21 protein-coding genes and 1 pseudogene are annotated in these 23,847 nt (G+C 66.4%); 8 read left to right on the forward strand and 14 right to left on the reverse strand.

Annotation, left to right across the window (positions count from 1 at the left end):
* Window positions 1-7: 7 nt before the first annotated feature.
* Window positions 8-790, reverse strand: a complete 783-nt coding sequence (locus ACQP0C_RS09580) for a zf-HC2 domain-containing protein (protein WP_433732551.1) — start codon at window positions 788-790, stop codon at window positions 8-10.
* 89 nt (window positions 791-879) lie between these two features.
* Here ACQP0C_RS09580 and ACQP0C_RS09585 point away from each other — a divergent pair.
* Window positions 880-1,182 (forward strand): annotated as a pseudogene (locus ACQP0C_RS09585) (sigma factor); the annotation flags it as partial.
* Window positions 1,183-1,217: 35 nt separating this feature from the next.
* Here the strand turns inward: ACQP0C_RS09585 and ACQP0C_RS09590 are convergent.
* From ACQP0C_RS09590 to ACQP0C_RS09600, 3 genes are read right to left on the reverse strand one after another with little or no spacing between them, the layout of a single operon-like run.
* Window positions 1,218-2,036: an ABC transporter ATP-binding protein gene (locus tag ACQP0C_RS09590; RefSeq protein ID WP_433732553.1), complete on the reverse strand. Its 819-nt coding sequence runs from the start codon at window positions 2,034-2,036 to the stop codon at window positions 1,218-1,220.
* Window positions 2,033-3,082, reverse strand: coding sequence for a FecCD family ABC transporter permease (locus ACQP0C_RS09595; protein WP_433732555.1), 1,050 nt, complete (start codon window positions 3,080-3,082; stop codon window positions 2,033-2,035). Before ACQP0C_RS09595 ends, ACQP0C_RS09590 begins: the two co-directional genes overlap by 4 nt.
* Window positions 3,083-3,085: 3 nt before the next feature.
* Window positions 3,086-4,207 carry an ABC transporter substrate-binding protein gene (locus ACQP0C_RS09600; protein ID WP_433732557.1) on the reverse strand — a complete coding sequence of 374 codons (1,122 nt, stop codon included), beginning with the start codon at window positions 4,205-4,207 and terminating at the stop codon, window positions 3,086-3,088.
* Window positions 4,208-4,337: 130 nt separating this feature from the next.
* On the opposite strand from ACQP0C_RS09600, the gene ACQP0C_RS09605 reads away from it, so the two are divergent.
* Window positions 4,338-4,799: an STAS domain-containing protein gene (locus ACQP0C_RS09605; RefSeq protein WP_433732559.1), complete on the forward strand. Its 462-nt coding sequence runs from the start codon at window positions 4,338-4,340 to the stop codon at window positions 4,797-4,799.
* A gap of 315 nt (window positions 4,800-5,114) precedes the next feature.
* Here the strand turns inward: ACQP0C_RS09605 and ACQP0C_RS09610 are convergent, their stop codons facing one another.
* The 7 genes from ACQP0C_RS09610 to ACQP0C_RS09640 form a co-directional block, all read right to left on the reverse strand.
* The gene (locus ACQP0C_RS09610) at window positions 5,115-6,227 is read right to left on the reverse strand and encodes a DoxX family membrane protein (protein ID WP_433732561.1); all 1,113 of its coding nucleotides are present in this window, start codon (window positions 6,225-6,227) and stop codon (window positions 5,115-5,117) included.
* Window positions 6,228-6,303: 76 nt separating this feature from the next.
* Window positions 6,304-7,167, reverse strand: a complete 864-nt coding sequence (locus ACQP0C_RS09615) for an alpha/beta fold hydrolase (RefSeq protein WP_433732563.1) — start codon at window positions 7,165-7,167, stop codon at window positions 6,304-6,306.
* Between the two features lie 116 nt (window positions 7,168-7,283).
* Window positions 7,284-9,029: an N-acyl-D-amino-acid deacylase family protein gene (locus ACQP0C_RS09620; RefSeq protein WP_433732565.1), complete on the reverse strand. Its 1,746-nt coding sequence runs from the start codon at window positions 9,027-9,029 to the stop codon at window positions 7,284-7,286.
* Between the two features lie 13 nt (window positions 9,030-9,042).
* Entirely contained in the window at window positions 9,043-10,731 is a 1,689-nt protein-coding gene (locus ACQP0C_RS09625) for a class I adenylate-forming enzyme family protein (protein WP_433732567.1), read from the reverse strand.
* 27 nt (window positions 10,732-10,758) lie between these two features.
* The gene (locus ACQP0C_RS09630) at window positions 10,759-11,799 is read right to left on the reverse strand and encodes an NAD(P)-dependent alcohol dehydrogenase (RefSeq protein ID WP_433734493.1); all 1,041 of its coding nucleotides are present in this window, start codon (window positions 11,797-11,799) and stop codon (window positions 10,759-10,761) included.
* Entirely contained in the window at window positions 11,799-12,893 is a 1,095-nt protein-coding gene (locus ACQP0C_RS09635; RefSeq protein WP_433732569.1) for a serine hydrolase domain-containing protein, read from the reverse strand. Before ACQP0C_RS09635 ends, ACQP0C_RS09630 begins: the two co-directional genes overlap by 1 nt.
* Before the next feature lie 58 nt (window positions 12,894-12,951).
* A complete protein-coding gene (locus ACQP0C_RS09640) occupies window positions 12,952-14,319 on the reverse strand; it encodes a flavin-containing monooxygenase (protein ID WP_433732571.1) in 1,368 nt (455 codons plus the stop codon).
* Between the two features lie 205 nt (window positions 14,320-14,524).
* Here ACQP0C_RS09640 and ACQP0C_RS09645 point away from each other — a divergent pair, with 205 nt between their 5' ends.
* Window positions 14,525-15,142, forward strand: coding sequence for a TetR/AcrR family transcriptional regulator (locus ACQP0C_RS09645; RefSeq protein ID WP_433732573.1), 618 nt, complete (start codon window positions 14,525-14,527; stop codon window positions 15,140-15,142).
* Between the two features lie 205 nt (window positions 15,143-15,347).
* Window positions 15,348-16,070 (forward strand): DUF6319 family protein, encoded by a 723-nt coding sequence (locus ACQP0C_RS09650; protein WP_433732575.1) that lies wholly within the window; start codon window positions 15,348-15,350, stop codon window positions 16,068-16,070.
* Between the two features lie 100 nt (window positions 16,071-16,170).
* Here the strand turns inward: ACQP0C_RS09650 and ACQP0C_RS09655 are convergent, their stop codons facing one another.
* From ACQP0C_RS09655 to ACQP0C_RS09665, 3 genes are read right to left on the reverse strand one after another with little or no spacing between them, the layout of a single operon-like run.
* Window positions 16,171-17,760: a diguanylate cyclase domain-containing protein gene (locus ACQP0C_RS09655; protein ID WP_433732577.1), complete on the reverse strand. Its 1,590-nt coding sequence runs from the start codon at window positions 17,758-17,760 to the stop codon at window positions 16,171-16,173.
* Window positions 17,760-18,380, reverse strand: a complete 621-nt coding sequence (locus tag ACQP0C_RS09660; protein WP_433732579.1) for a hypothetical protein — start codon at window positions 18,378-18,380, stop codon at window positions 17,760-17,762. The genes ACQP0C_RS09655 and ACQP0C_RS09660 overlap by 1 nt, the downstream gene beginning before the upstream one ends.
* A complete protein-coding gene (locus tag ACQP0C_RS09665; RefSeq protein ID WP_433732581.1) occupies window positions 18,377-18,967 on the reverse strand; it encodes a pyruvoyl-dependent arginine decarboxylase in 591 nt (196 codons plus the stop codon). Before ACQP0C_RS09665 ends, ACQP0C_RS09660 begins: the two co-directional genes overlap by 4 nt.
* 194 nt (window positions 18,968-19,161) lie before the next feature.
* Here ACQP0C_RS09665 and galK point away from each other — a divergent pair, with 194 nt between their 5' ends.
* From galK to ACQP0C_RS09685, 4 genes are all read left to right on the forward strand, one after another.
* Window positions 19,162-20,283 (forward strand): galactokinase, encoded by a 1,122-nt coding sequence (gene galK, locus ACQP0C_RS09670; protein ID WP_433732583.1) that lies wholly within the window; start codon window positions 19,162-19,164, stop codon window positions 20,281-20,283.
* Window positions 20,284-20,458: 175 nt separating this feature from the next.
* The gene (locus ACQP0C_RS09675; RefSeq protein ID WP_433734494.1) at window positions 20,459-22,153 is read left to right on the forward strand and encodes a sodium:solute symporter family protein; all 1,695 of its coding nucleotides are present in this window, start codon (window positions 20,459-20,461) and stop codon (window positions 22,151-22,153) included.
* Between the two features lie 12 nt (window positions 22,154-22,165).
* Entirely contained in the window at window positions 22,166-22,420 is a 255-nt protein-coding gene (locus ACQP0C_RS09680; protein ID WP_433732585.1) for a hypothetical protein, read from the forward strand.
* Between the two features lie 68 nt (window positions 22,421-22,488).
* Window positions 22,489-23,745 (forward strand): epoxide hydrolase family protein, encoded by a 1,257-nt coding sequence (locus tag ACQP0C_RS09685; protein ID WP_433732587.1) that lies wholly within the window; start codon window positions 22,489-22,491, stop codon window positions 23,743-23,745.
* The last annotated feature ends 102 nt before the right edge of the window (window positions 23,746-23,847 follow it).

The raw sequence follows: 23,847 nt of genomic DNA on the forward strand, positions 1-23,847 counted from the left end.
CGTTCGGTCAGGCGGCGGGATCTTGGGTCGAGCGATCCGGGGCCGAGCGCAGATGGCCGGTGCGGCGGCCGAATCGGGCGCCGGGTGGCAGGACGAGGTCGGTGGGCAGCGGATCGCTCGTGCGGGTCGGCGGTGCGGTCTGCGGTCGGCGGGTGCGATGCACCACCACGACCAGCACCAGTGCGGCGACCAGGATGCCGTGCGAGAGCACCCGGGAGACCGGCACTGCTCCGGAATACAGATCACCGACGACGAATGCGGTGAGCGTCGCGACCAGCACGCCGAGCACCGGCAGCACGCCCGAGGTCGCGTACGGCCGCACCGCGCAGTAGATGAATCCGATGCCGATAGCCAGACTCCACGCGGTGGATTCGTTCATCAGATGCTGGGTCAGCTCGGCGCCATGGTGGTGGGTCATGCCGAAGTCCGATCCGGCGAACTGGCCGAGCGCCAGTGCGCACTGCACGACACCGAGCAGGCCGAGCAGCAGCCGGATCCATTCGGACCAGCCGACTCCGGACAGTGCTGTGCGCCACCGCGATCCGCGTGGGCGCTCCAGGTCGGCGGCGGCGAAGATGGCGTCGGTGAGGTCGGGGGCGTAGGACGAACCGCCGCGCAGCAGGCGCGAGGTCTGCACGGCGACGGCGTACCAGGAACAGCACTCCGGGCACTGTTCCAGGTGTTCGTCCACGCGCGCCGCGGGCACGGTTTCGCGTTCGCCATCGATCCGGGCCGATAGCGCGGTCCGGCATACCTTGCACTCCACATCCACTTTGTCGGTTCGGCGCACGACAAAGTTCCCGCGGGTTGTATCCGATGCCCGGCCTCCACGCAGCTCGGCTCCGTCACTCGCGCCGAGGCCGCCGGTTACTCGACGTCATGCCGACGCCCGCCGAGGATGACGTGACGACTCAGCTAGCACTCGCGGCGGCGCGCGGGGATCGACGAGCTCTGGAAGCTTTTATCCGGGCCACTCAACGGGATGTCTGGCGGCTGCTGGCCCATCTCACCGAGCTGTCGCGCGCCGATGACCTTACGCAGGAGACCTATCTGCGCGCGCTGGGCAGCATCAAGCGATTCGAGGGCCGCGCCAGCGCCCGGACCTGGCTGCTGTCCATCGCCCGCCGCGTCGTCGTCGATCAGGTGCGGATGGCCGTCGCCCGCCCGCGCGTCGCGCAGGGGGCGATCGGCTCCTCGACGTCGCGCGCACTTCCCGCTCACTCGGCGGCCAAAGGCTCTGCGGCGTAATGCAATCGGACGACTCCGTCATCGTGTTGCTCGGCCCGCGCATTGACGCCGAAGACAGTGCGCAGCAGCTCGGGTGTCATCACCTCGAGCACCGTCCCCGCCGCGACGACCCTGCCGTGATCGAGCACGACCAAACGATCGCAACACCGGACCGCGAGGTCGAGTTCGTGCAGCACCGCGAGCGTGGTGATACCGGTCGAGCGAACCAGGGCGAGCAGCTCGAATCGGGCGCGCACATCCAGATGGTTGGTCAGCTCGTCGAGGACGAGCAGACGCGGATGCTGTGCCAGTGCCCTGGCCAGCAGCACGCGCTGGCGCTCGCCGCCGGACAGGGAGCCCATGGTGCGACCGGCGTGCGCGGTGACACCCGTTCGCGCCATGGCCTTTTCGACGGCAGCATGGTCGGCGGCGGTATCGCGGCTGAAGAGCGCGTGATGTGGATTGCGGCCGAGGCCGACCATTTCCGCGACGGTGAGCTCGGGTGATCCGGCCCCGTTCTGCAGGACCGCGGCGGTGGTCTTGGCCGCGCCCCGCACGGACATTCCGGTGATATCCGCGCCGTCGACCAGCACCACGCCCCGATCCGGCCGCAAGGACCGGTAGATCGTCCGCAGCAGCGTCGTCTTACCGCTCCCATTCGGCCCGACCACACCCACCACCGCGCCCGGCGGCGCCTGCAACGTCACCGCATCCAATATCCGCGCACCCCCGAGCCCCACGCTGACCCCGACAACCGATAGCTCGGCGGTCGCCCGGCTGCCCGATCTATGGACGGGGCGGCCGGTCATGCGATGCCTCCGTCGCGGCGCAGCAGCCAGAGGAAGAAGGGCGCCCCGAAGGCGGCGGTGAAGATGCCGAGCGGTAGTTCGTTGGGGGCGTCGACGGTGCGCGAAAGCAAGTCCACCGCAACCAGATACGCCGCACCGAGCAGGGCCGCCAGCGGCAGCACCCGGCGATGGTCCATGCCGAATGTCAGGCGCACCAGATGCGGAATCATCAAGCCGACGAAGCCGATACCGCCCGCCACCGCGATCAGTACACCGGTCAGCAGGGAGGCGAGCACCAGCAGAACTATTCGGGTGGTGCGGACATCGACGCCCAGCGCGGTCGCCTGCTCATCACCCGTGCCGAGCACATCCAGGCGTCGACCGAACGCGAGCACGACCGCGACGACCACGAGAACCACCAGCGTGACCGGACCGAGTCGCGACCAGCTCGCGCCGGAGACACTGCCCATGGTCCAGAACATCACCGCGCGCAGCTCATTCGGCGTGGCGCGCAGTTGCAGGTAGTTGGTCGCCGCCAGCAGCAGATATCCGACGGCGACACCGGCCAGTACGAGGCGCGTCGGGGCGAGCGTGCCGCGCCGCTGTCCGAGTGCGAAAACCACTGCGGCGGTGCCGCTCGCGCCGAGGAAGGCGGCGGCGGACACGCCGATACCGCCGAGCGCCGCACCGGCGGTGACGATGACCGTCACCGCACCGAGCGAAGCGCCGGAGGACAGGCCGAGCACATAGGGATCGGCGAGCGGATTGTTCACCAGTGCCTGCAGAATCACACCGGAGACCGCGAGCCCGCAGCCGCACAGCGCGGCCAGGATGACCCTGGGCAGCCGATAGTTCCAGACGATCTGGTCTACGGTGAATCCGACATCCGGTGTCCTACCCGATAGGTGGGCGAGGATGACCCGGCCGGTATCGGCGATCGAGACGGTGACCGATCCCGCGCCGATGGATATCAGCATTACCGCGCACAGGATTGCCAGTGCGACGGTGATCGCGATGGGCAGGGGTGTGGTGGCCAGCGGTCGCTGCTGTCGAAGGGTGCGCGGCATCGGTCAGAACTGTTCTGGGTGAACGAGTCCGGCGATTGTCGCCACCGCGATGTCATTGCTCGGACCGAGGTAGATCGAATCCGAGAGCACCGTGTAGTTGGTGTTCTTGCTCGCATTCCACTGCGGGAACTGTTCGAGGATCCGCTTGGCTGTCCCGTCGATATCGGGATTGCGGTAGTTGACCACGATCAGGCCGTCGATCGCAGTGACGGCGAGTTGCTCCCTGCTGATCGTCACGAAAGTCGTGCCGTCCGTGCGGTTGAACGGGTTCACCGCACCGGCCCGCCCGATGATGTCGTTCCAGATGCCACCCGCAGCGATGGCCGAGAAGTCGCCCGCACCACCCATGTCCATACCCGGGAAGATGAGCAGCACATTCTTCTCGGGCCGTGCGGTGACCCGCGCGGCGGTCGCGGTGATCTTGCCTGCGATGTCGTTGATGAGCTGCTCGGCGCGGCCGGGTACGTCGAAGATCGTCCCGAGATCGCGCAGCATGGCGTAGCTGTCCTCGATGGTCGGTGTGCCGGTGACCGCGCCCGTCACACCGCAGTTCGTCCGGGGCACATAGGTATTGGCGCCCGCGCCCGACAGCTCCGCGCGGGTGGCGAAGCCCTGGTCGGCCGAGAAGCCGCCACCCCCGGTGGAGATGACGAGATCGGGTCGCTGGGCGAGCATGGCCTCGCGGGGGATGTCCTGCAGTTTGTTCGGGGTGATGCCGCCGGTCGGCAGCGCGGCGATGGCGGCGGCGCGGCCGGGCACCTCGGAGGTGCCGTAGGACTGGGCGTTGGCGATCACGCGGTCGCCGACGCCGAGAGCGACCAGGGATGAGATCTCGCCGATGGAGCCGCCGTTCATCACCACGACCCGCTTCGGAGCCTCGGTGAATGTGTAGCTCTGACCGCAATTCTCGATGGTGACCGGATATTTGGTGACGCCCTCGGTCGCGGCGGCGGGTGCGGTGGTCGCTGATTCGGTGACCGTGGTCGAACATCCGGTGACGGCGATGGCGCCGATGGCCAAGGCCAGCACAGCGGCACGCCTCGTGGGCGGGGTCGGTCTTTCGATACGTCCGGCGCGATCGCCATTGGCCGCGTGCCGACGCGCTGCCAGTGCGGTGTGATGCATGATCACTCAGTCGTCCGGTACGGCGCTCCGGTTCCCGCGAATCGCGCCACGCGCCGTCTCTGTACAGACCCGGCGAACCCTGCTTCACTGGTGTGACCAGGTCTGCACCCCGGACCGCAGGAGCCAGCGCATGTCCACCCACTTCGCTTATCCGGCAGGGCGACCCGGTGACCGTGACGGACCGAAACACGGTGAGTGCGTCGCTGTTTCGGCCGCGCCCCGTGCTCGGATCATCCAGTTCTCGGTGAGCCACCCACGCTGCGATGTGACGCTGGTGGTCGTCGCCGGTGAAGTCGATCTGTGCACCGCGCCCTGGCTGCGGGATAAGCTATTGCGCGCCTGCGGTTTTCAGGAATCGATCGTGGTCGTCGATCTCTCACCGGTCACCTTTTTTGCCGCCGCCGGGCTCACGACACTGATCGAGGCCCAGGCGGCGGCCGAAAAGGCCGATCACCGAATGGTGTTGATCACCACCGCGCGCTGTGTCGACCGCGTCATCGATATCACCGGGTTGTCCACGACGTTCCGTCGCGTCGGTTCGCTGGCCGCGGCACTCGCCGACACCACGCCGGGATGTGCGGCTCCGGTGTAGTTCCGGCGTCATCGCTGGCGCGCCCAGCGGTGCCGCCCTTCGACTCGGTTCGTTGGCCGCGGCCCTTGCGGACACGAGGCTGGGGTGTGCGGCTCCGGTGATATCGCTGGCGTGCCTCAGCGGTGCCGCCCTTCGACTCGGTTCGTTGGCCGCGGCCCTTGCGGACACGAGGCTGGGGTGTGCGGCTCCGGTGATATCGCTGGCGTGCCTCAGCGGTGCCGCCCTTCGACTCGGTTCGCTGGCCGCGGCCCTCGCGGACACGACGCCGGGATGTGCGGCTCCGGTGTAGTTCCGGCGATTCGCACCCGGCGCAAATCAGTGGCGCCGCCCCTCGATGCGTTCCCTGGCCTGCGCAATCCGCTCCTGTGCCAGTGCCATTCGCTCCTGGGCTATGTCGAGACGGCGCAGTGCCCTATCGATCCGAGGCTGCGCCTTCTTAGCCCGGCGCTCGGCCTTCGCGGCCAGGCGCGCACCACGCTTCTGTGCCTTCGCCGACAGCCTGACGCCGCGCGTACGCGCCGTCGAAGCCAATTCGGGCCCACGCTCTTTGGCGAGTTCGGCGAGTTCGGCCCCGCGGTGCTGGGCCCTTTCGGCGAGTTCGGCCCCGCGATGTTGGGCCTTTTCGGCGAGTTCGGCGCCACGGTGCTGGGCGATCTCGGCCAGCACCGTGCCGCGTTCGCGTGCGACCGAGGCGATTTCGGGCCCGCGTTCCTTGGCGAGCTCGGCGAGTTCAGCGGCCTTCTCGGCCAGCTTCGTGCGGCGCTCCCTGGCCAGCTCGGCCCATTCCGGTCCGTGCTCCTTGACCGTATCGGCGATTTCGGAGCCCCGCTCCTGCGCGACCGCGGCAACCTTCGCCGCGGCGACATCGCCGAATTCCCTCGCGCGCAGCGCGGCGTCGTGCGCATGTCGACGCAGCGCCTCGCCGGTTGTCGAATCCGCCGCCGCGAACGGCAATGCGGCCGAGACCGCAGCGCTGGCATTGTTCGCCGCCCGGCGGCCGCGCCAGCCGAGCGAGGGTTTCCCGCCGGTATCGGCGCTGGCGATCATCAACCCGCCGAGCAGACTCACATCCTTGAGAAAGGCGTTGCGCTTGGCCGCCTTGCGTTCCGGATCCTTCTCCGCCCAGAAGTCCTGTTCGGTGACCGTCGCGGGAATCACCGTGGCCGCCAGGGTGAGCGAGGCGAGCCGCGGCATTTTGCCGAGAGCCAGCAACGTACCGGCCGAGACCTGGGCGATCGCATTGATCCTGACGAACGTCCCCGGATCCGACGGCAGTTTGGCGGCGTAATTATCGGGCAGTGATTGCTGGCCCTGCTGTACCAGCGCCGCGGCGGCCTGGGTGCGCTGCTCAGGGTGGGCAAGTGCGTCGACACCATCGGCGACGAATGCGGTCGCCAGCAGTGGACGGGCAAATCGGCGTAGCAACATGACGTCCCTTTCCTCGCTGTTTGAGGTTCGGTTTCCCGCGCTTCGCTTCGCCAAACAACCATATCAACACCTTGGATCAGGGTTTGACCTGGCGTTTCTCCGCTGAGTACGGCCGCACCTCCTGCGTGGCGAGGAAGGTGGTGATGGCATTGGTCACCGTCTGCGGCTCCTCCACCATCGGCAGATGTCCACATTCGGTCAGCTGGATCCGGGTGTGCGTCCGCAGCGTGTCGTCGAGTTCGGCGCCCGCACGGGCCGACAGGATGCGATTCTGCTGACCCCAGATGGTGCAGATCGGCGGGAACTCGGGTCCGGGGGTGAAGACATCGAGTTCGGCATAGGTCGGGAAGTCCTGCACCAGGCCGTGTAGCGCCTGCAACCGCCCCTTATCGCCCCAGTGCGCCGTCAGGCGCGGCGAGTGGTGCAGATTCCGGCGCCGCCCGTCCGCGCCCAACTGGTCGCCAACGATTCGCGAGACGACCGCATCCGGCAGCGCGAGCCTGCGCGCCACCGGTGCGAGCGGGAGCCTGGCATCGACCCAGGCCAGTCCGGCTTGGCGTCCGGCGCGGACGGTATGCCAGGTCAGCGGGTTGCACAGCACCAGAGCCCGGACGTTGTCCGGATGCGCCATCGCGTACCGCAACGAGGTGGCGGCGCCGAGGCAGTTGCCGATCAGCACCACATCGGTGAGATCCTGCGCGGCGAGGAAGGCCGCCAGCATTTGTACATAGTCCGCGAGCCGATACCCGTCGGCCGGCTGGTCGGATTCACCGTAACCGGGCAGATCGAGTGCGAAAACCTCATAGTGATGCCGCAATTCGCCGACCTGATCGTCCCAGATATGACGTTGGGTGCCGGCGTTGTGCAGCAGCACGATGGGTGGCCCGCTGCCGACCCGGTCGTAGACCACATTCCGACCCTGGTGCGCAAATATCGCCACATCGCCTCCTTGCGAGTGGATAGGCGAACACCTGTGTTCGCCAGTAACAGATAAGGTAGCGCGTATCGGGCGGCGAAGCGAATCGCCGAGCGGCCGGTCGGTACGGCAGTGCGGAGCTACTCCGCACCAGCCCGCAGAAACCGGCCCGTGCGCTGAGCGCCGAGGACCGGCGCCGCCACGCCATTGCCGAAGACGTATTCACCGCCGACGAGCACCGCGGTCACGGTCGCATCATTGCGGTTGACCATGCGGGAGAGGTTGTCGAATACCTCGACCGGATGTTCGGCGTAGGCCTCGACGGACTCGTCGAGGTGCGCGGGATCGATGACGACCAGGTCGGCGCGATCACCCGGACGCAGGTGGCCCGCGTCGATGCTGTACCAGTCGGCGAGTTCGCCGGTGATCCGGTGCACGGCCCGTTCCAGGGAGAGGAACGGTCGGCCCGCGCGCTCGGCGTCGTGCACCCGGCGCAGGAACCGCAGCCCGAAGTTGTAGAAGGCCATATTGCGCAGGTGCGCACCGGCATCGGAAAAGCCGAGCTGCACACCGGGATCGGCCGCGAACTTGTCCAGCACCTGCGGCCGGTGATTGGAAATGGTCGTCCGCCAACGCACTTTGCCGCCGTATTCGACGACCAGATCCAGGAACGCGTCCACCGGATGCAGTCCACCGCGATCGAGCCCGACCTGACCGAAGGTCTTGCCGAGTACCGATTGATCCGGGCACGCCACGATTTCGGCATCGAAGAAATCGCGATGCCAGACCCGCGGCCCGAACTTCTTGTCGTAGTCCTTGCGGAACCGGCGTCGATAGCCTTCGTCGCGCAGCAGTTCCCTGCGCTGTTCCAGTTGATCGGACAGGTGCAGGGCAGCCGCACCCGAACCGAATTCCTCGAAGACCGGCAGATCGATACCGTCGGAGTACACCTCGAACGGCACCGGCAGATGTTGCCAGCGGAAGTCGCCGCCCAGCCGGTTGAGAATGCGCGCGATCAGCGGAAAGATCTGGGCGACCGCGGGAATGGCCTTGATATCGGCCGCCGAGAGCAGGCTGACCTTGAGCGGCTTGCGGAAGATGCCGAGGCTGCTCGCCGCCATCGCGACCAGACTCTGCGGCCGGGCCACATCCGGACCGCCCTGCAGCGCCCGGCCGCGGCGGCGCAGAATCGCATTGAGCCTGCGGCGTTCCCGCGTGGTGGCATAGGTCGACGGCAGGGTGCGCGAGCGGCACACCTCACCGTCGAGTTTGTCGAATAACAGCTGCTGGGAGGACATGCCGACGAATCCGGCGTCCAGCGCCTCATCGAGTTTCGCCGCCATGGCGGCCAATTCGGCCTCGGTGGGGCGAACCTCCCTGCGGGTGGCGCGATCGAGGCCCATCTCGGCGGCCCGAATGTCGGAATGTCCGATGAAGGCGGCGAGATTCGGACCGAGCGGCAGCGCCTCCAACGCCGCCACATATTCGCGCGCCGAGGTCCACGACTTGGTTTCGGTCATCGCCGCGACCACATGTTTGCGTGGGATGGCCTCGACCCGCCCGAACAGATCACCGGCGTCGGATGCGCCGACGTGCACCGTCGACAGCGAGCACGAGCCGAGCAGCACGGTGGTGATGCCGTGCCGGATGGATTCGGCGAGCGCGGGACTCTGCAGTACCTCGACGTCGTAGTGGGTGTGGATGTCGATCATGCCGGGAATCACCCACTTCCCGGCGGCATCGATGATATTCGGGCAGTCGGTCTCATCGAGTGGTTCGGCCGAGACCACGGCGATGACGCCGTCGCGGATGCCGAGGTGGCGGATGGCCGATGGGGAGGCGGCGCCGTCGAACCAGCGCCCGCCGCTAATGATGGTGTCGTACATGATTTCTCATATCTCAGTGCTTGTCCGAGGCCGCGTCGGCGGACAGGGCTTCGGCGATTCCGGCGCGCACGACCTTGCCGGTCGCATTGCGGGTCAACGGTGTGGTGGTGAACCGCAAGCGCGCGGGGACCTTGTAGTAGGCGATGCGCTGTTTCGCGAACTCGATGAGTTCCTGTTCGGTTGTGGCGCAATGGCTTTCGACGACGACGAGGGCCGCGACCTGTTGACCCAGATCCTCATCGGGCAGGCCGACGACGGCGCATTCGCGGACCGCGGGATGTTCGTCCAGGCACTGCTCGACCTCGGTCGGGTAGACGTTCTCGCCCCCGCGCAGGATGAGGTCCGAACGTCTGCCGGACAAGCGGAGTCGGCCCTGTTCGAGTACGCCGATATCGCCCGTGCGCAACCAGCGGTCGGCGGTGATGGCGGCGGCGGTCGCGGCATCGTCGGCCCAGTAGCCGAGCATGACGTACGGGCTGCGCACCCAGATCTCGCCCTCCACCCCCTCGTCGACCGGCTCGCCGAGCCCATCGCGGATCTGCAGTTCGACTCCGATTACCGGGCGGCCCACGGTATCCGGGAAGGCGGCGAGTTCGGCCGGTGCCGCGATGGTCGCCGCGGTACTGCATTCGGTCATGCCGTAACTGGTCACCAGCGCGGTCTTGGCGACCGGAAGTTGCTCGCGCAGTTGCTGTTGCAGTGCGGCCGAGGACGGTGCGGAGTTGAGCGAGAAGGCGGCCAGCGATGACACGTCGTACTTCGACAGATCGACCTCGAGCAGTCGACTCGCCATGGTCGGCATGGCGCCCCAGTTGGTGATCCGCTCCCGCTCGATCAGTCGCAGTATCCGCTCGGCGTCGAACGCGCCCTGGTAGATGACGGCAGTATCGCCGGTCGCCATACGCGGGAGCACCAGATTGTGCAGGCTGGCGATGTGGAACAGCGGGGAGGTGAGCAGGAAGCGGCGGCCCTTCGGACCGCCGTCGTCGACACCGCCCTGGAAGGCGGCGGCCAGTGCGTCGTTGAACCGGTGATAGTCGATGACCGCCACCAGGTTTCGATGGGTGTGCACCGCGCCCTTGGGGCGACCGCTGGTGCCGCTGGTGTAGAGGATGACCGCGGGATCGTCCTCGTCCACCGGGGCGTGCGGCGCCTCGTCGTCGCCGAATTCGGCGATCAGCGCGGGCAGATCGTGCTCCATGGTGAGCACGGGCACCTGAATATCGAGCTGCGCCACCTGCGCCGCGCGCTTCGCATCGACGATCAGCACCGCTGGACCGGTGTGTTCGAGGCCGTAGGCGATTTCGCGGGGCATCCACCAGGCGTTGTAGCCGACCGCGATCGCCCCGAGCGCCTGCGCGGCCCAGAACGTCACCACCCATTCGGGCGTGTTCGCCGCGAGAATGCCGATCCGGTCACCCTTTCCGACGCCGTAGCGCTCCCGCAGCGCCCGAGCCAGCGCGTATACGGCCTCCGCGTGCTCGGCATACGACATCCGCCGGTCCTCGGTCACCAGGTAATCGCGATCACCCAGCGCCACCGAATTCGCGAGTACCTCACCCAGCGCACGCACCCGATCCTTGATCACCGGAATCGGTGCGCCGAGGACATCCTCGACCGTCATCTCGAACGGCCCGCCCGGCCCGGTCAGTTGTGCGACGGCCTGGGCGGCCATTGCCTGTGGATCGAAAGGCTTGGTCATGGAAGGCTCTTTCTCATGGGTCATCGCTCAGGGCACCAGCACTGCGCGGCCGGTCACGAGGCCGTGTTCGAGCCGGTCGAGGGCGGCGCGGCCGTCCGCGAGATCGAAGCGTTCGACCTCGACGGTGAGCCTGCCCGACCGGGCCAGGGCCACGGAGTTGATCAGATCGGATTTGGTGCCGCCGTAGGACTTTCGAACCGACGCACCCCACGGCCAGCCGGGGCCGCCCGCCGGTCCCGCGGTGATCTCCGGTGCGCCGCCGCCGAGTCCGATCATCCGGTACGCGCCATTGGGGGCAACCGATTCCACGGCGAGGCTCGCGGTCGCATCGACGCCGACGAAGTCGAAGACGGCATCGGCGCCGCGACCGTCGGTGCGGTCCAGGATTTCGCGTGCGGTGTCGGCACCGCCGAGCAGCCCCTCGGCCGCGCCGCACCGGGTCGCGAGGGCGAGTTTGTCCTCGCTGATATCGACCGCGATCACCTGTGCCGCGCTGGTCGCGGTGAGAATCTGCACCGCGACATGGCCGAGCCCGCCGATGCCGATGACCACCGCGACCGACCCCGGTCGCAGCTGTGCCCGAGCCCCCTCGATGGCGTGATAGCTCGACAGGGCCGCGTCGGCCAATGGTGCGGCCTGCAGGAAATCCAGGTCGCCGATGGGCACGAAAGAGCTTGCGGGAATGCGGATGTATTCCGCCATACCACCGTCGGGACCGAGTCCGGGACACGGCGGCATGGCGGTGCGACCGGCGGCCAGACAGACATTCTCATTGCCGCTCACACACTCTCGGCACACCCCGCACGACCAGCACAGATAGACGATGCCCCGTTCACCGGCCACCCGCCCATCGACATTGCTGCCGACCGCTTCGATGGTGCCCGCGACCTCATGTCCGAGTGTCAGCGGTTCCTCGCGCATCTTGAACGGGATATGCAGCACATGCAGATCCGAATGGCAGATTCCGGCCGCGCCGACGCGCAGCAGCAGATCCGTCGGCCCGATTTCGGGCACCGCCACCTTGCGCAGCTCCAGCACACCCGGATCGGTGAGCTGCAATGCCCGCATCATGACCGCACCACCGAAAACACCTCGCGCAGGTAGGCATTCGCGCGGTCGGAGCCGATGAGTCCCGGTGCCATCTTGTTCATGGTGTAGGCGAAGGTGACCCGGTGCTCCAGGTCGTTGACCACGATGGCGCCGCCGAATCCGGCCCACCAGCAGACCCGGCCGCCGGGGACCTCCGGTGCGGTCTGCGGCTGGGGGAGTCCGTACCCGAGTCCGAAGCGCAGCGGCAGCAGCAGCGCCAGATCCGCACCGTCGGACTGCTGTTCGAAGATCAGGTCGATGGTCTTGTCCGACAACAACCTGCGGCCGTTCAGCTCGCCACCACAGGACACCAGCGATTGCACGCGGGCCACCGAACGGGCATTGCCGTGTCCGTTCACCGCGCCGATCTCGGCCATCCGCCACGCGGCGCTATTGGCCTCCGGAATATCGAGCAACGGGCTGGTGAGCGTTTTGACCAGGATGCTGTCCTGATCGAGCGCCGCCATATCGAATTCCAGCAGCGGCGGTGGGACCAGCGGCGCGATCCGATGGTGATGTTCGGGGCCGGTGCCGATATGGAAGTCGGCGTCCAGCGGTCCCGCGAGTTCCTCGGCGAAGAACTGCCCGAGCGTGCGGCCGGTGATGCGGCGGATCACCTCGCCGACCAGATGTCCGTAGTTCAGCGCGTGATATCCGGATGCGGTGCCCGGCTCCCACCACGGCGGCTGTGCGGCGAGCCGGGCGCTGGCCGCTGCGGTGTCGTAGATATCGGCCAGCTCGATCGGCCGTTCCCAGCCGGAGACACCGGAGGTGTGCCCGAGCAGGTGGCGGATCTCGATATCGGCCTTGCCGTTCGCGGCGAATTCCGGCCAGTAGTGCGCGACCTTTTGCTGGACATCCAGCTCACCGCGGTCGACCAGCAGCAGCGCGGACAGCGCGGTCATGGTTTTGCTGATGGAGAAGACATTGACCAAGGTGTCCTCGGTCCACGGCACCGTGCGCTCGAGATCCTGATGTCCGCCCCAGATATCGACGACCGGTTCGCCGTCCACCAGCACACAGACCGCCGCGCCGAGCTCCTCGCCCGAGGCGATCTGGTTCGCCAATTCCATTCGCACACTGTGGAATTCGTCAGCGCAGAATCCTGACGTCGTCATGATGACCGGCCCCTCACGCATGCTCGAGCGCACGGGCGGGCACCGGCAGGGCATTGCCTGCGGCGGCGGCGCGCTTTGCGCCCCTGGCCAGTTCCCGGTTCATATCGCGCACGTAGGGCTCGAATTCGACCTGGATCGTGTGCCTGGGCGAGTTGTAGTACCGCCCGCTGCGGCGCTTTTCGGCCGCGTCGATCTGCGCGTTCATCTCCGCCTCCGACGGCGGCAGGTACTTTCCGGTCAGATATGCCGCGACCAGCTTGCTCTGCTGTTCGGCGAAATTCACCAGGGTCGGCAGTGGTTGAGCCAGACCGAGATAGAACAGATTGTCCACGCCCGGCTTCAGCATCTGCTTGAACAGTGGAATGCGATTCTGCTCGTCGGGCACCAGGTTCGGATCCGAGAAGAACGGGAAGCTGATGTGATAGCCGGTGGCGCAGACGATCACATCCACCTCTTCGGTACTGCCGTCGGCGAAGCGCACCCGCGGACCCTCCAGCGCGGCAATGGCCGGTTTGAAGGCGATATCGCCGCATCCTGCGCGATGCAGGAACTCCTCGCTGGCCGAGGGATGTGCCTCGAACGGTTTGTGATCCGGCTTGGGCAGTCCGTAGAACTCCATATCGCCGCGGAACTTGCGCACGAAGCGCTGTTTGAGCTTCATGCTGACCTTGCGCGGAATCCACGGCGGCACACTCTGTTTGTCACCGACCGTGCCGTGCACATATTTCGGCAGCACCCACACCCCGCGCCGAGCCGAGACGGTCAGCTTGTCGGCGATGAAGCGCTGCGAGAGCTCCGAGGCGATATCCAGCCCGGAATTGCCCATGCCGACCACCACGACCTTCTTACCGCGCATATCGACCGGATCGAACGGATCGTTGTAGGCATGGCTGTGGATCAGCACGCCGTCGAATTCGCCGGGATAGTCGGGTGTGCGCGGATTCCAGTGGTGGCCATTGCAGACGATCAGCGCGTCGTAGCCGCGGGTGCGGCCGTCGCTCGCGGTGACCAGCCAGCTGCCGTCCGCCTGTCGTTCGGCCGCGGTGACCTTGGTATCGAAGAGGATCTTGTCGCGGAAGCCGAAATGGTCGACATAATCGCGGAAGTACTGGAACAGCTGCGAATGGTGCGGGAAATCCGGCCATTGCTCCGGCGCCGGATAATCTTCGAACGCCAACCGGAACTTGCTGGTGTCGATGTGCAGCGACTGGTAGCAGGCCGACATGCCATTGGGATTCTTGAAGTACCAGTTGCCGCCGACCTCATCGCTGGCCTCGAAGACATCGAAGGGAATATCGAAGTCCTGCAGGCGTTTTGCGACGGTGATACCGGAGGGGCCTGCGCCGATGACGCATACCCGGGGCAGATTGCGTTGAGTCAATTCAGTAGTCCTCGTCTGAAGGATTGCCGTCACCTATCGGCGGCACCGGATGCGGCGCCCGAACCATCCGCCAGCCGCCTGCGACCGTGGAGTGACGTAGGCAACAAAGTAGCACTGACTAGACTTGGTGTCTAGTGAATGACATGATGTCTAGCGAAGTCCGTGTTCTTGGTTTTCCGACGACCGACCCGAGGTGGCCGCACCCATGCCGACCAAGTCGAATCCGCTGAGTCTGCGCGATGAGCAGAAGTCGCAGACCCGCGCGAAATTGCTGGACGGCGCGAAAGCGCTGTTCACCGAGCGGGGCTATGCGGCGGTCCGGGTGGACGACATCGTCGCCGCCGTCGGCTGCAGCCGCGCCACCTTCTATCTGCACTTCGCCAGTAAGCAGGAGTTGCTGCGGGCCATCGCCGAACAGGGCACCGCGCCGACCGCACTGCACTTCTACGAGGATCTGGACCGGGTGCTCGATACCGGCTCGCGCGCGGAGTTCGTGGACTGGGTGACCCGGGCTATCGCCTGGTTCCAGGAATACAAGGATCTGCTGCCCGCCTGGGACGAGGCCACCGCGCTGGAGCCGGAATTCCGCGAGCTCGCCCGGCAGGGCATCCTCGCCCTGCCCAATGCCATGACCTCCTACCTCGCCCGCTGGCCCGCCGACCGTCAGGACGAGGCCCGGCTGCGTGTGGAACTGCTTGTCGCCCAACTGGAACGCTTCTTCACCCGCTGGGCCATGCAGGGCACCATCGATGTCACCGCCCACCAGGCCGCCGAGGTCCTCACCGAAATCTGGTTCCCCGCTCTGCAAGCGCCCGCGCCGTAGCAGCGGGTCCGGCTGTCCGGAGGACGAGCCCTGGCCGTGCTGATAGCTCGGAGTTCGCTGGGGTTCGGAATCTTGCCTGATCCTGGGCGGATTCGGTGGTGGCCTGTGTATCTGTCGGTGGTGTGCGGCATCATCTGTGCACGCAGCCATCCACGAATACCGCTCGGAGTGCACCATGCCGTCCCCAAGAACGAAACCACAGCCGTTGTCGGACACTGAAATTCAGCAGATCGCCACGGATATCGCCGGTGGTCGCCCGCCGATGGTGTGGTTCACCGCGGCCGCGGTTGGCGTGCCGGAGGGACGGTCCGGCAAGGTGGTCGAGATCGGTGATCGATCCGAAAGTGACTTCCTGCGGGTCAAGCCGACCGGATCGAAGGATGTACTGTCCTTTTCTCCGACCGAAGTCACGTTGACCAAGCCGCCGCGGGACAGGGCGGCGACCGCTAGTCCTGCCCAGCCGAAGTCGACAACCAGGAAGGAATCCACTGTGACCCAGCCGTCGACCTTGACGACGCCCACCCCGCCGAGCCCGGCGCCGAGCCCGACCCCCGTCGCACCGAAACCCGTTGCCCCCGCTGCCGAACCGGCCAAACCGGCCGCCCCCGCGGGTGCCGCCAAGCCCGCGACCAAGGCGACCGCCGCCGCCCGCAGCAAGGCGAAGGCGCCGGAGGTCACGGTGACGCTCACCGGAACCGCGGACGGCGAATGGTCGGTCGATGTGGTCAGCGGCAAGAAGAAGTCCGTGCGCGGGCTGCCGGTGACCAGCTCGGCGGTGGCGCAGGCGGCCAAGGTGCTGCATCCGGAGGTGGCCGAGGTGGTGGCCGGAATCCTGGAGGCGGCCCGGGTGGTGCAGGAGTCCAAGGTGCAGCAGTTACAGGTGGAGTTAGCCGAAGCGAGGCGGCTGCTCGAGGAGCTGTCGGACTAGACCGCGGTGCCGGCCGGAACAGCTGGCTGCGCTTGCTGACCAGACCGCTGTGCTGGTTGGACCGTGGTGCCGGTTCGATCAGTCCGCAGTGGTGAGTTGATCAAACCGCGGTGCTGGCGGACTTCCCGCTGGCATTGTGCGACCTGCCACTCGGGCGCCAGATCCGGCGACCCGAGTCGGCGGTGCCATGGCGAGTGTCGCTGCCATGGCGCGCGTCGGCACCGTGGCGCAGATCGTCGTGGAATGCGTAGCCGAGCGAGTACTCCTTCGCGTGGTACATCGCCGAATCCGCATCCCGGATGAGGTCGTAGATGGTGTCCTCGGAGCTGCGCGGGCTGCCACAGGCCAGCCCGACGCTCGCGGTAATGGGGATTTCGCCCGCGCTCAGCTCGAATGGCCGAACGAAGGCGCCGAGTAGTCGTTCCGCGAGCATGGCCGCCTCCTGCCGCTCGAGCGGCGCGAGTACCACGAATTCATCACCGCCGTAGCGGGCCACCACATCGCCGCGCCGAATGACGCGCCGGATCCGGGATGCCGCATTCGCGATCAGCTCATCACCGACCGCATGCCCATAGCTGTCATTGACCATCTTGAAGCCGTCGAGATCGATGAACAGCAGACACAATGGCTGCTCGATCCAGTGCTCGTGGTCGCGATTCAGGGCGCGCAGCAGGGCGGACCGGTTGAGCAATCCGGTGAGCACATCGTGATCGGCCTGGTACTGAGCGCGCCGCTCACTGCGCGCACTGCGCACGATGGCGCGTTCGCTGCGCACCAGCACACCGATGAGCAGCAGCGCGCACAGCGAGGAGACCACAGCCCGATCCAGGGTGTCCAGGCTGGAGCCGACCACCGGAACCAGTGAGGCAACGATCAGCGCGACCGCGATGAAACTGGCCCGCTGCCGCGAGTGATGCGGGTGGATGCGCCGGGGCGCACCGAGGGTTGCCATGGTCGGATGCAGTGCCGCGACACCGACGATCAGGTAGGCGAGCAGCAGTGGTGCCAGCAGCATCTCGTGCCCGACCGGTGCGTTGCCGACGGTGTCGAGGCTGTAGCCGAGGTCGCCGATGAGCACCGCGATCAGGCCCACGTGCAATAGGCGCAGCGAGGTTTCCGACCGGGTCGCGGTCGCCATCGAATGCGCGACCAGGGTCAGCAGCAATGCGTCCAGTACCGGATAGGTCGCGGCGACCAGAGTGTTCTCGGTGGTGTCGTGCGATTGCAGGATCGGTGAGATCAGGAAGGTCCACGAGGCCAGCAGCGCGCCGAGCCCGATGAGTGCGGAGTCGAGCAGCAGGTCGTAGTTGGCCCGGACCTGACGCGGGCGCAGCCACAGCGTCGCGGCCACACCGAGGCAGAGATAACCTGCGAGAGTGAACAGGTCGTCGATCGGGTGCATTGCGTGATCGTTGATCTCGCGGGTGGTCGTGCCGGTGGCGAACAGCACGGCCGAGGCCGAGAGCAGATACCAGGGCAGCGGGCGCTCGGGTCGATGCCGCCGCAGGCCCACGCCGATCATGGTGAGCGCACCGATCACCACGGCGGCCATGGTCAGCAGCGACAACGGTTGCCGATCGACGACAAGCAGTACCGCGAGCCCGATCGCGACACTCGCGAGAAGTACTGTGCACCACCACATTTCGCTGCGGTGCCGGATGGTTGTCGACTGCTCTTCGCTGACCGTCATCAGCCCCCCTTGGTCGCTCCATCGCCAGTGAACCGCGCCGCGTAGTAGGTCTGCGAATCCTCCACCGCGACTTCGACGTTCGCCTGCTGCTCATCGAGCACCGCTCGAAGGCTGTCGGCGAAGGAAAACCGAGTGTTGTTGTACGAGCAAATGTCCCAACCGACCGCAGCGCGCTCGGCCACCAGTACCTGGACAATTGATTTGATCATGGCATGGAACGCGGCGCCTTGTCGGGCACTTGGCGCAACAAGGGTGAAACCCGCGTAGTAGATCGCATCGCGCGCCGCATACTCGGGGTAGCGGGCGGCGAAGTACTCCGGACTGATCCACGGCACGGTCTCGAGATGTTTGGTCAGCGTCGTCACCCCGATGGGTTCGCCGGTTGCGGTGCGCGCGACATGTTTGGCGACCCGCGGATCGACCATCTCCGCGTGGAATTCGGAGCGGTGCAGGACCTGTCTGGCAATGGCCTTGATCCGCAGCGGGCCGAAGGCCTCCTCGTAGAGCCGGTGGAACATCTCGATTCGGTCGTCCGGAATGTGCGATTCGATGGTGACGTGCAGCCCACCCGCCCCCCGACCACCACCCCCGATCGAATTGCTGCGCGCTACCGCTGTCATCGCTGCCTCCACGGGGTGGTGTGGTACGCGGCGAGCACCAGCGCGCAGGTCGGTGTGCCATCGGAGCGGGTCTCGGTGGTGCACGGTTGGATCGGGCCGAACCGCTCGGGCCGGTTGCGGGTCATATCGGTCAGACTGGATCGGATCAGTCGCGCGACCTCCGCCGCGGTTTCGGCCTCGTGTTCGACGAAAAGTCCGGCGCCGGAACCGTCATCGCGCAGTACCCAGCCGATACCAGCGCTGGCCCGCTCACCCGCCGCGTGCGCGTGCTGCGCGGCGTAGACACAGTAGAGCCGATCTCCCCAGGGGATCGGCTTGCGCACCCGACCGGTGCGGGCCAAGGTCGCGCGCGGCGGAATGACCGATGACAGGCGAATCAAGTTGGCATCACCTACTCCCAGGTCACGCAGTGCCGCATCGAAGGCCGACATAGCCGTCGGGCCCGCCCCGGTCGCCGCGCCGATCTCGATCGTCAGTGGAGCTCCGGAGTCACGCTGATCGTCGCGATCCGGCCTGCCCATGGGCGGGAGTAGTCGATCGATCCACTGCAGCCCGAGTAGGCCGCTGCGTGGGGTCGTGTGAATCATAATGCCCTCCCGAAACCATCGGCCGATTTTTTAGGCCGGTATTGCGTCAAATTCGACTGTGCGTCAAGAAGATCGAGCGCGCATCCACGCCGGCCGAAGACCGTGCTCGCGCGGCGTGTCTCGTAGGGTGTGGTTCCGGTGGTTGCTGGGATGGCAGGCGTGGGCACTGGTGAGCTGACGAAGTGAGGAATTTCGTGCCGAAGTGGGTGGCGCCCGGGCGGGTCAATATCATCGGTGAGCACACCGATTACAACGACGGATTCGTGCTGCCCATCGCATTATCGCTGGTAGTCGAGTGTGCGGCCGAGGTCCGCAGAGACGGACTGGTGCGGGTGACATCGCGACAGCGCCCCGGTGAGGTGGTGCTCGTCAAGCCGGGTGACCTTGGCGCGGAACGGGATCGGCTGCCGCCGTGGGCGCGGTATCCGCTGGGCGTTGTGTCCGAATTCGTGCGGCACGGGTATCCGGTCGCCGGGGTCGATCTCGAACTGGACGGCGCGGTGCCGATCGGTGCGGGTCTGTCCTCCTCGGCCGCGTTGTCGTGTGCGGTGGCGGTCGCTCTGCGAGAGCTGTTCGCGCCCAGCGTCACCGATCGTGAGTTGATCGATATCGCGCGTACCGCCGAGAACGACTACGCGGGAGTGCCGACGGGGGTGCTCGATCAGTCCGCCTCGATCCTGTGCCGGGAGGGACACGCGCTCTTCCTCGACGTTCGTGATTTCCGCAATGCGGCGAGCCGTGGCGGTGGATACGAACAGATTCCGTTCGACTTGAACCGGTTCGGTGTGGAACTGCTCGTGATCGATACCGGGCAGCCGCACGAGTTGGTCGACAGTGGTTATGCCACCCGGCGCGCCGAGTGCGAGGCGGCGGCCGCGGAACTCGGCGTATCCGCATTGCGCGACGTCGATTCGATCGCCGCTCTGGATCGGATCACCGACCCGGTACTGCGGCATCGGGCTCGACACGTCGTCACCGAGAACGCGCGAGTACTGGCGGTTGCCGAAAAATTGCGGACTGGTGCGGATCCACGCGGGATCGGACCGATTCTCACTGCGGCGCACGAATCCCTGTGCGCTGACTTCGCCGTGTCCACACCGGCTCTGGACGCGGCTGTCACGGCGGCGCTGGCCACCGGGGCGCACGGTGCGCGCATGGTCGGTGGCGGGTTCGGCGGCAGTGTCATCGCGCTCGTCGATCGCGATGACACCGCGACGGTCGCCGAAGCGGTGCGAAACCGGTTCGCGCGATCGGGTTTCGACGCACCGCGCACCTTTGTGGTGCTGCCGGGCGCTGGCGCCCACCGCCTCGACTGAGCAACCGATCGGGCGATACATCCGACCTTTGTGCGTGATTGTGCCGCGCGGGTGCGGCACAATCACGCACAGTAGAACGCACGACTGGCTCGACGCCCGGTTTCACGCCTGGAGGGACGACGCTGTGCTGCTTGCCGATTCAACCGTTTTCACAGCAGCGCCGGATACCGTCTCGGTGCAGGCCTCCTCGACGCTGCGCCTGGACGCGCAGCCCGTGGACTATGCGCTGGTCGCGCTGTATTTCCTCTTCGTACTCGGCATCGGTCTGCTGGCCAGGCGGCGGGTCTCGTCGAGTATCGACTTCTTTCTCTCCGGCCGATCGCTGCCCGCGTGGGTGACCGGACTGGCCTTCATCTCCGCCAATCTCGGCGCGGTCGAGATCATGGGCATGTCGGCCAATGGCGCCGAATACGGCTTCCCGACCTTCCACTACTTCTGGATCGGCGCGGTGCCCGCCATGCTGTTCCTCGGTGTGGTGATGATGCCGTTCTACTACGGCTCCAAGGTGCGCAGTGTGCCGGAGTTCATGCGGCGGCGCTTCGGCACCGGCGCACATCTGGTGAACGCGCTGAGCTTCGCGATCGCGCAGGTGCTCATCGCCGGGGTGAATCTGTACCTGCTCGGCTCCATCCTGAATGTGCTGCTCGGCTGGCCGCTGTGGGTCTCGGTGATCGTCGCGGCCGTGATCGTGCTCTCCTACATCACCCTCGGCGGATTGTCCGCGGCGATCTACAACGAGGTGCTGCAGTTCTTCGTCATCGTCGCCGCACTGCTGCCGCTGACCCTGGTCGGCCTGCACAAGGCGGGTGGCTGGCAAGGGTTGCGGGACAAGGTGACCGCATCGCCGGGCGGTGCCGAACAGTTGGAGTCCTGGCCGGGCACCGCGCTCAGCGGGTTCTCCAATAACTTCCTATCCGTGGTCGGCATTGTGTTCGGCCTCGGATTCGTGCTCTCGTTCGGATACTGGACCACCAACTTCGTCGAGGTGCAGCGCGCGCTGGCCACGCATTCCATTTCCGCCGCCCGGCGGACCCCGATCATCGGCGCGTATCCGAAGATGTTCATTCCATTGATCGTGGTGATTCCCGGCATGATCAGCGCGGTGCTGGTGCCGCAGATGCGCGAGTACAAGGCGGCGGTGGCGGCCGATCCGAACTTCTCCGGTGATGATGTCACCTACAACCAGGCGCTGCTGTATCTGATGAAGGATGTGCTGCCCAACGGGCTGCTCGGCGTCGGGCTCGCCGGATTGCTCGCGGCGTTCATGGCCGGGATGGCCGCCAATATCTCCGCCTTCAACACGGTGTTCAGCTATGACCTCTGGCAGCAGTATGTGCGCCGGGATCGGCCGGACGGCTACTACCTGACCGTGGGGCGGCTGGCAACGGTCGGCGCGACCGTCGCGGCGATCGGAACCGCCTTCATCGCGAGCAATTTCAGCAACATGATGGACTACCTGCAGACGCTGTTCAGCTTCTTCAACGCGCCATTGTTCGCGACCTTCATCCTGGGCATGTTCTGGAAGCGGATGACGCCGACGGCGGGTTGGATGGGGTTGGTCTTCGGAACCCTGTCGGCCATCGTGGTTTTCATCCTGCACAAGACCGATGTCTTCGAGATGTCGGGCCAGGGGTCGAGTTTCGTCGCGGCCGGTGTCGTCTTCGTCGTCGATATCGCCGTCAGCGTCGCGGTCACCCAGGTGACCACACCGAAACCGGATGCCGAACTCGTCGGGCTCGTCTATTCGGAGACGCCGAAACAATTGCGCCACGATCCGGACGAGGCCGGCCTGCCCTGGTATCAGCGTCCGGTGCTGCTCGCGGGCATTGCCCTGGTCCTGGTCATCGCCCTCAATATCATCGTCGGATAAGGAGGCCAGCCGATGCTGTTCGATATCCGCACCATTGTCGGCTCGCTGCTCGGCAGTTACGCCGTCATCTTGATCGTGACCGGGCTGGTGCACAATACCGCCGCCGAGCAGGCCAAGACCGGCGGCGTGAATGTGAACGTCTGGGCCGGTGTCGGCATGGGTGCGGTGGCGCTCGCCTTCCTGGTCTGGGTGCTGTTGCGGCCGGTGTCCGTGCCGGCCGAGACCGATGCGCCTGCCGCCGACGCAGATTCGCCACCCGAGTCCTGACCGGCGCGGATCGGTGATCTCGGAGTGCTACGGTCGAAACATCCGAGATGCCGCGCAGGAGATGATCATTGAGTCACGAAGCCAACGGATCCGACCGCGCCGGGAATCGGCCGTTTCCATTGCCGGCGACGCCGATCCATGTGCCCGATGAGGTGCTCACCGATCTCCGCCAGCGACTCGCCCTGACCCGCTGGCCCGACGACGCGGGCAATGACGACCGATACTACGGCGTCGATCGCCGCTACCTGCAGGAACTCGTCGAGTACTGGCACAGTGAATACGACTGGCGCAAGGCCGAAGCCGCGATCAACGCCTACGAGCACTATCGCGTCGAAGTCGACGGTGTCCCGGTGCACTTCATGCGCAAGCCCGGCGTCGGCCCGAATCCGATACCGCTGATCCTCACTCACGGCTGGCCGTGGACGTTCTGGCACTGGTCCAAGGTCATCGACCCGCTCGCCGATCCGGGCGCCTACGGTGGCGACCCCGCCGAAGCATTCGACGTGATCGTCCCGTCGTTCCCCGGGTTCGGCTTCTCCACCCCGCTGCCGAACAACCCGGATATGAATTTCTGGAAGGTGGCCGATCTCTGGCACACCCTGATGACCGAAACCCTCGGCTACGCCAGGTACGCCGCGGCAGGCTGTGATGTCGGCGCACTGGTCACCGGCCAACTCGGCCACAAGTACGCCGATGAGCTCTACGCCATCCACATCGGCTCCGGCCAGAAGCTGACCCTGTTCGAGGGCGACCGGGCCTGGGATCTCACCGGCGGCCGCCCCATCCCGGACGGCCTGCCCGCCGACGTCTACGCCCGAATCATCGAGTTGGAGCACCGCTTCGGCGTCCATCTCGCGGTCCATGTGCTCGAATCGAGCACCCTGGCCTTCGGCCTGTCCGACTCACCCGTCGGCATGCTCGCCTGGATACTCCAGCGCTGGATGAAGTGGAGCGACGACGGCGGCGATATCGAAACCGTCTTCCCCAGGGACGATCTGCTCACCCACGCCATGATCTTCTGGGCCACCAACTCGATCGGCACCTCGATCCGCACCTACGCCAATAACAACCGCTACCCCTGGACCCCGTCGCACGACCGTCACCCGGTCATCGAGGCGCCCACTGGCATCACCTTCGTCGGCTACGAAAACCCACCCGGCGTCACCACCGACCAACGCGTCGACAACTTCCTCGCCAGCGACCGCGGCCCCTGGTACAACCACGTCAACCTCACCGCCCATGACCGGGGCGGCCACTTCATCCCCTGGGAGATTCCGGACCTCTGGACCGAAGACCTCCGCCGCACCTTCCGCGGCCGCCGCTAGCCCGCCCGATTGTCTCGGGCCATACGAGTCGTCGCAACGCCCCAGATCAGGGGATGCGATGGACTTCGAGATCCGTGATAGTCGAAAGCCGCAGGGCGGTAA

This window comes from Nocardia sp. CA-129566 (assembly GCF_050956075.1).
Classification (GTDB): domain Bacteria; phylum Actinomycetota; class Actinomycetes; order Mycobacteriales; family Mycobacteriaceae; genus Nocardia.

Excerpts from the sequence above, each read along its gene's own strand:
- ACQP0C_RS09660 (WP_433732579.1), bottom strand. The coding sequence starts at position 18,380 with ATGACAGCGGTAGCGCGCAGCAATTCGATCGGGGGTGGTGGTCGGGGG.
- ACQP0C_RS09595 (WP_433732555.1), bottom strand. The coding sequence starts at position 3,082 with ATGCCGCGCACCCTTCGACAGCAGCGACCGCTGGCCACCACACCCCTG.
- ACQP0C_RS09630 (WP_433734493.1), bottom strand. The coding sequence starts at position 11,799 with ATGCGGGCATTGCAGCTCACCGATCCGGGTGTGCTGGAGCTGCGCAAG.
- ACQP0C_RS09600 (WP_433732557.1), bottom strand. The coding sequence starts at position 4,207 with ATGCATCACACCGCACTGGCAGCGCGTCGGCACGCGGCCAATGGCGAT.
- ACQP0C_RS09610 (WP_433732561.1), bottom strand. The coding sequence starts at position 6,227 with ATGTTGCTACGCCGATTTGCCCGTCCACTGCTGGCGACCGCATTCGTC.
- ACQP0C_RS09590 (WP_433732553.1), bottom strand. The coding sequence starts at position 2,036 with ATGACCGGCCGCCCCGTCCATAGATCGGGCAGCCGGGCGACCGCCGAG.
- ACQP0C_RS09665 (WP_433732581.1), bottom strand. The coding sequence starts at position 18,967 with ATGATTCACACGACCCCACGCAGCGGCCTACTCGGGCTGCAGTGGATC.
- ACQP0C_RS09645 (WP_433732573.1), top strand. The coding sequence starts at position 14,525 with ATGCCGACCAAGTCGAATCCGCTGAGTCTGCGCGATGAGCAGAAGTCG.
- ACQP0C_RS09635 (WP_433732569.1), bottom strand. The coding sequence starts at position 12,893 with ATGGAATTGGCGAACCAGATCGCCTCGGGCGAGGAGCTCGGCGCGGCG.
- ACQP0C_RS09605 (WP_433732559.1), top strand. The coding sequence starts at position 4,338 with ATGTCCACCCACTTCGCTTATCCGGCAGGGCGACCCGGTGACCGTGAC.
- ACQP0C_RS09620 (WP_433732565.1), bottom strand. The coding sequence starts at position 9,029 with ATGTACGACACCATCATTAGCGGCGGGCGCTGGTTCGACGGCGCCGCC.
- ACQP0C_RS09655 (WP_433732577.1), bottom strand. The coding sequence starts at position 17,760 with ATGACGGTCAGCGAAGAGCAGTCGACAACCATCCGGCACCGCAGCGAA.
- ACQP0C_RS09625 (WP_433732567.1), bottom strand. The coding sequence starts at position 10,731 with ATGACCAAGCCTTTCGATCCACAGGCAATGGCCGCCCAGGCCGTCGCA.
- ACQP0C_RS09680 (WP_433732585.1), top strand. The coding sequence starts at position 22,166 with ATGCTGTTCGATATCCGCACCATTGTCGGCTCGCTGCTCGGCAGTTAC.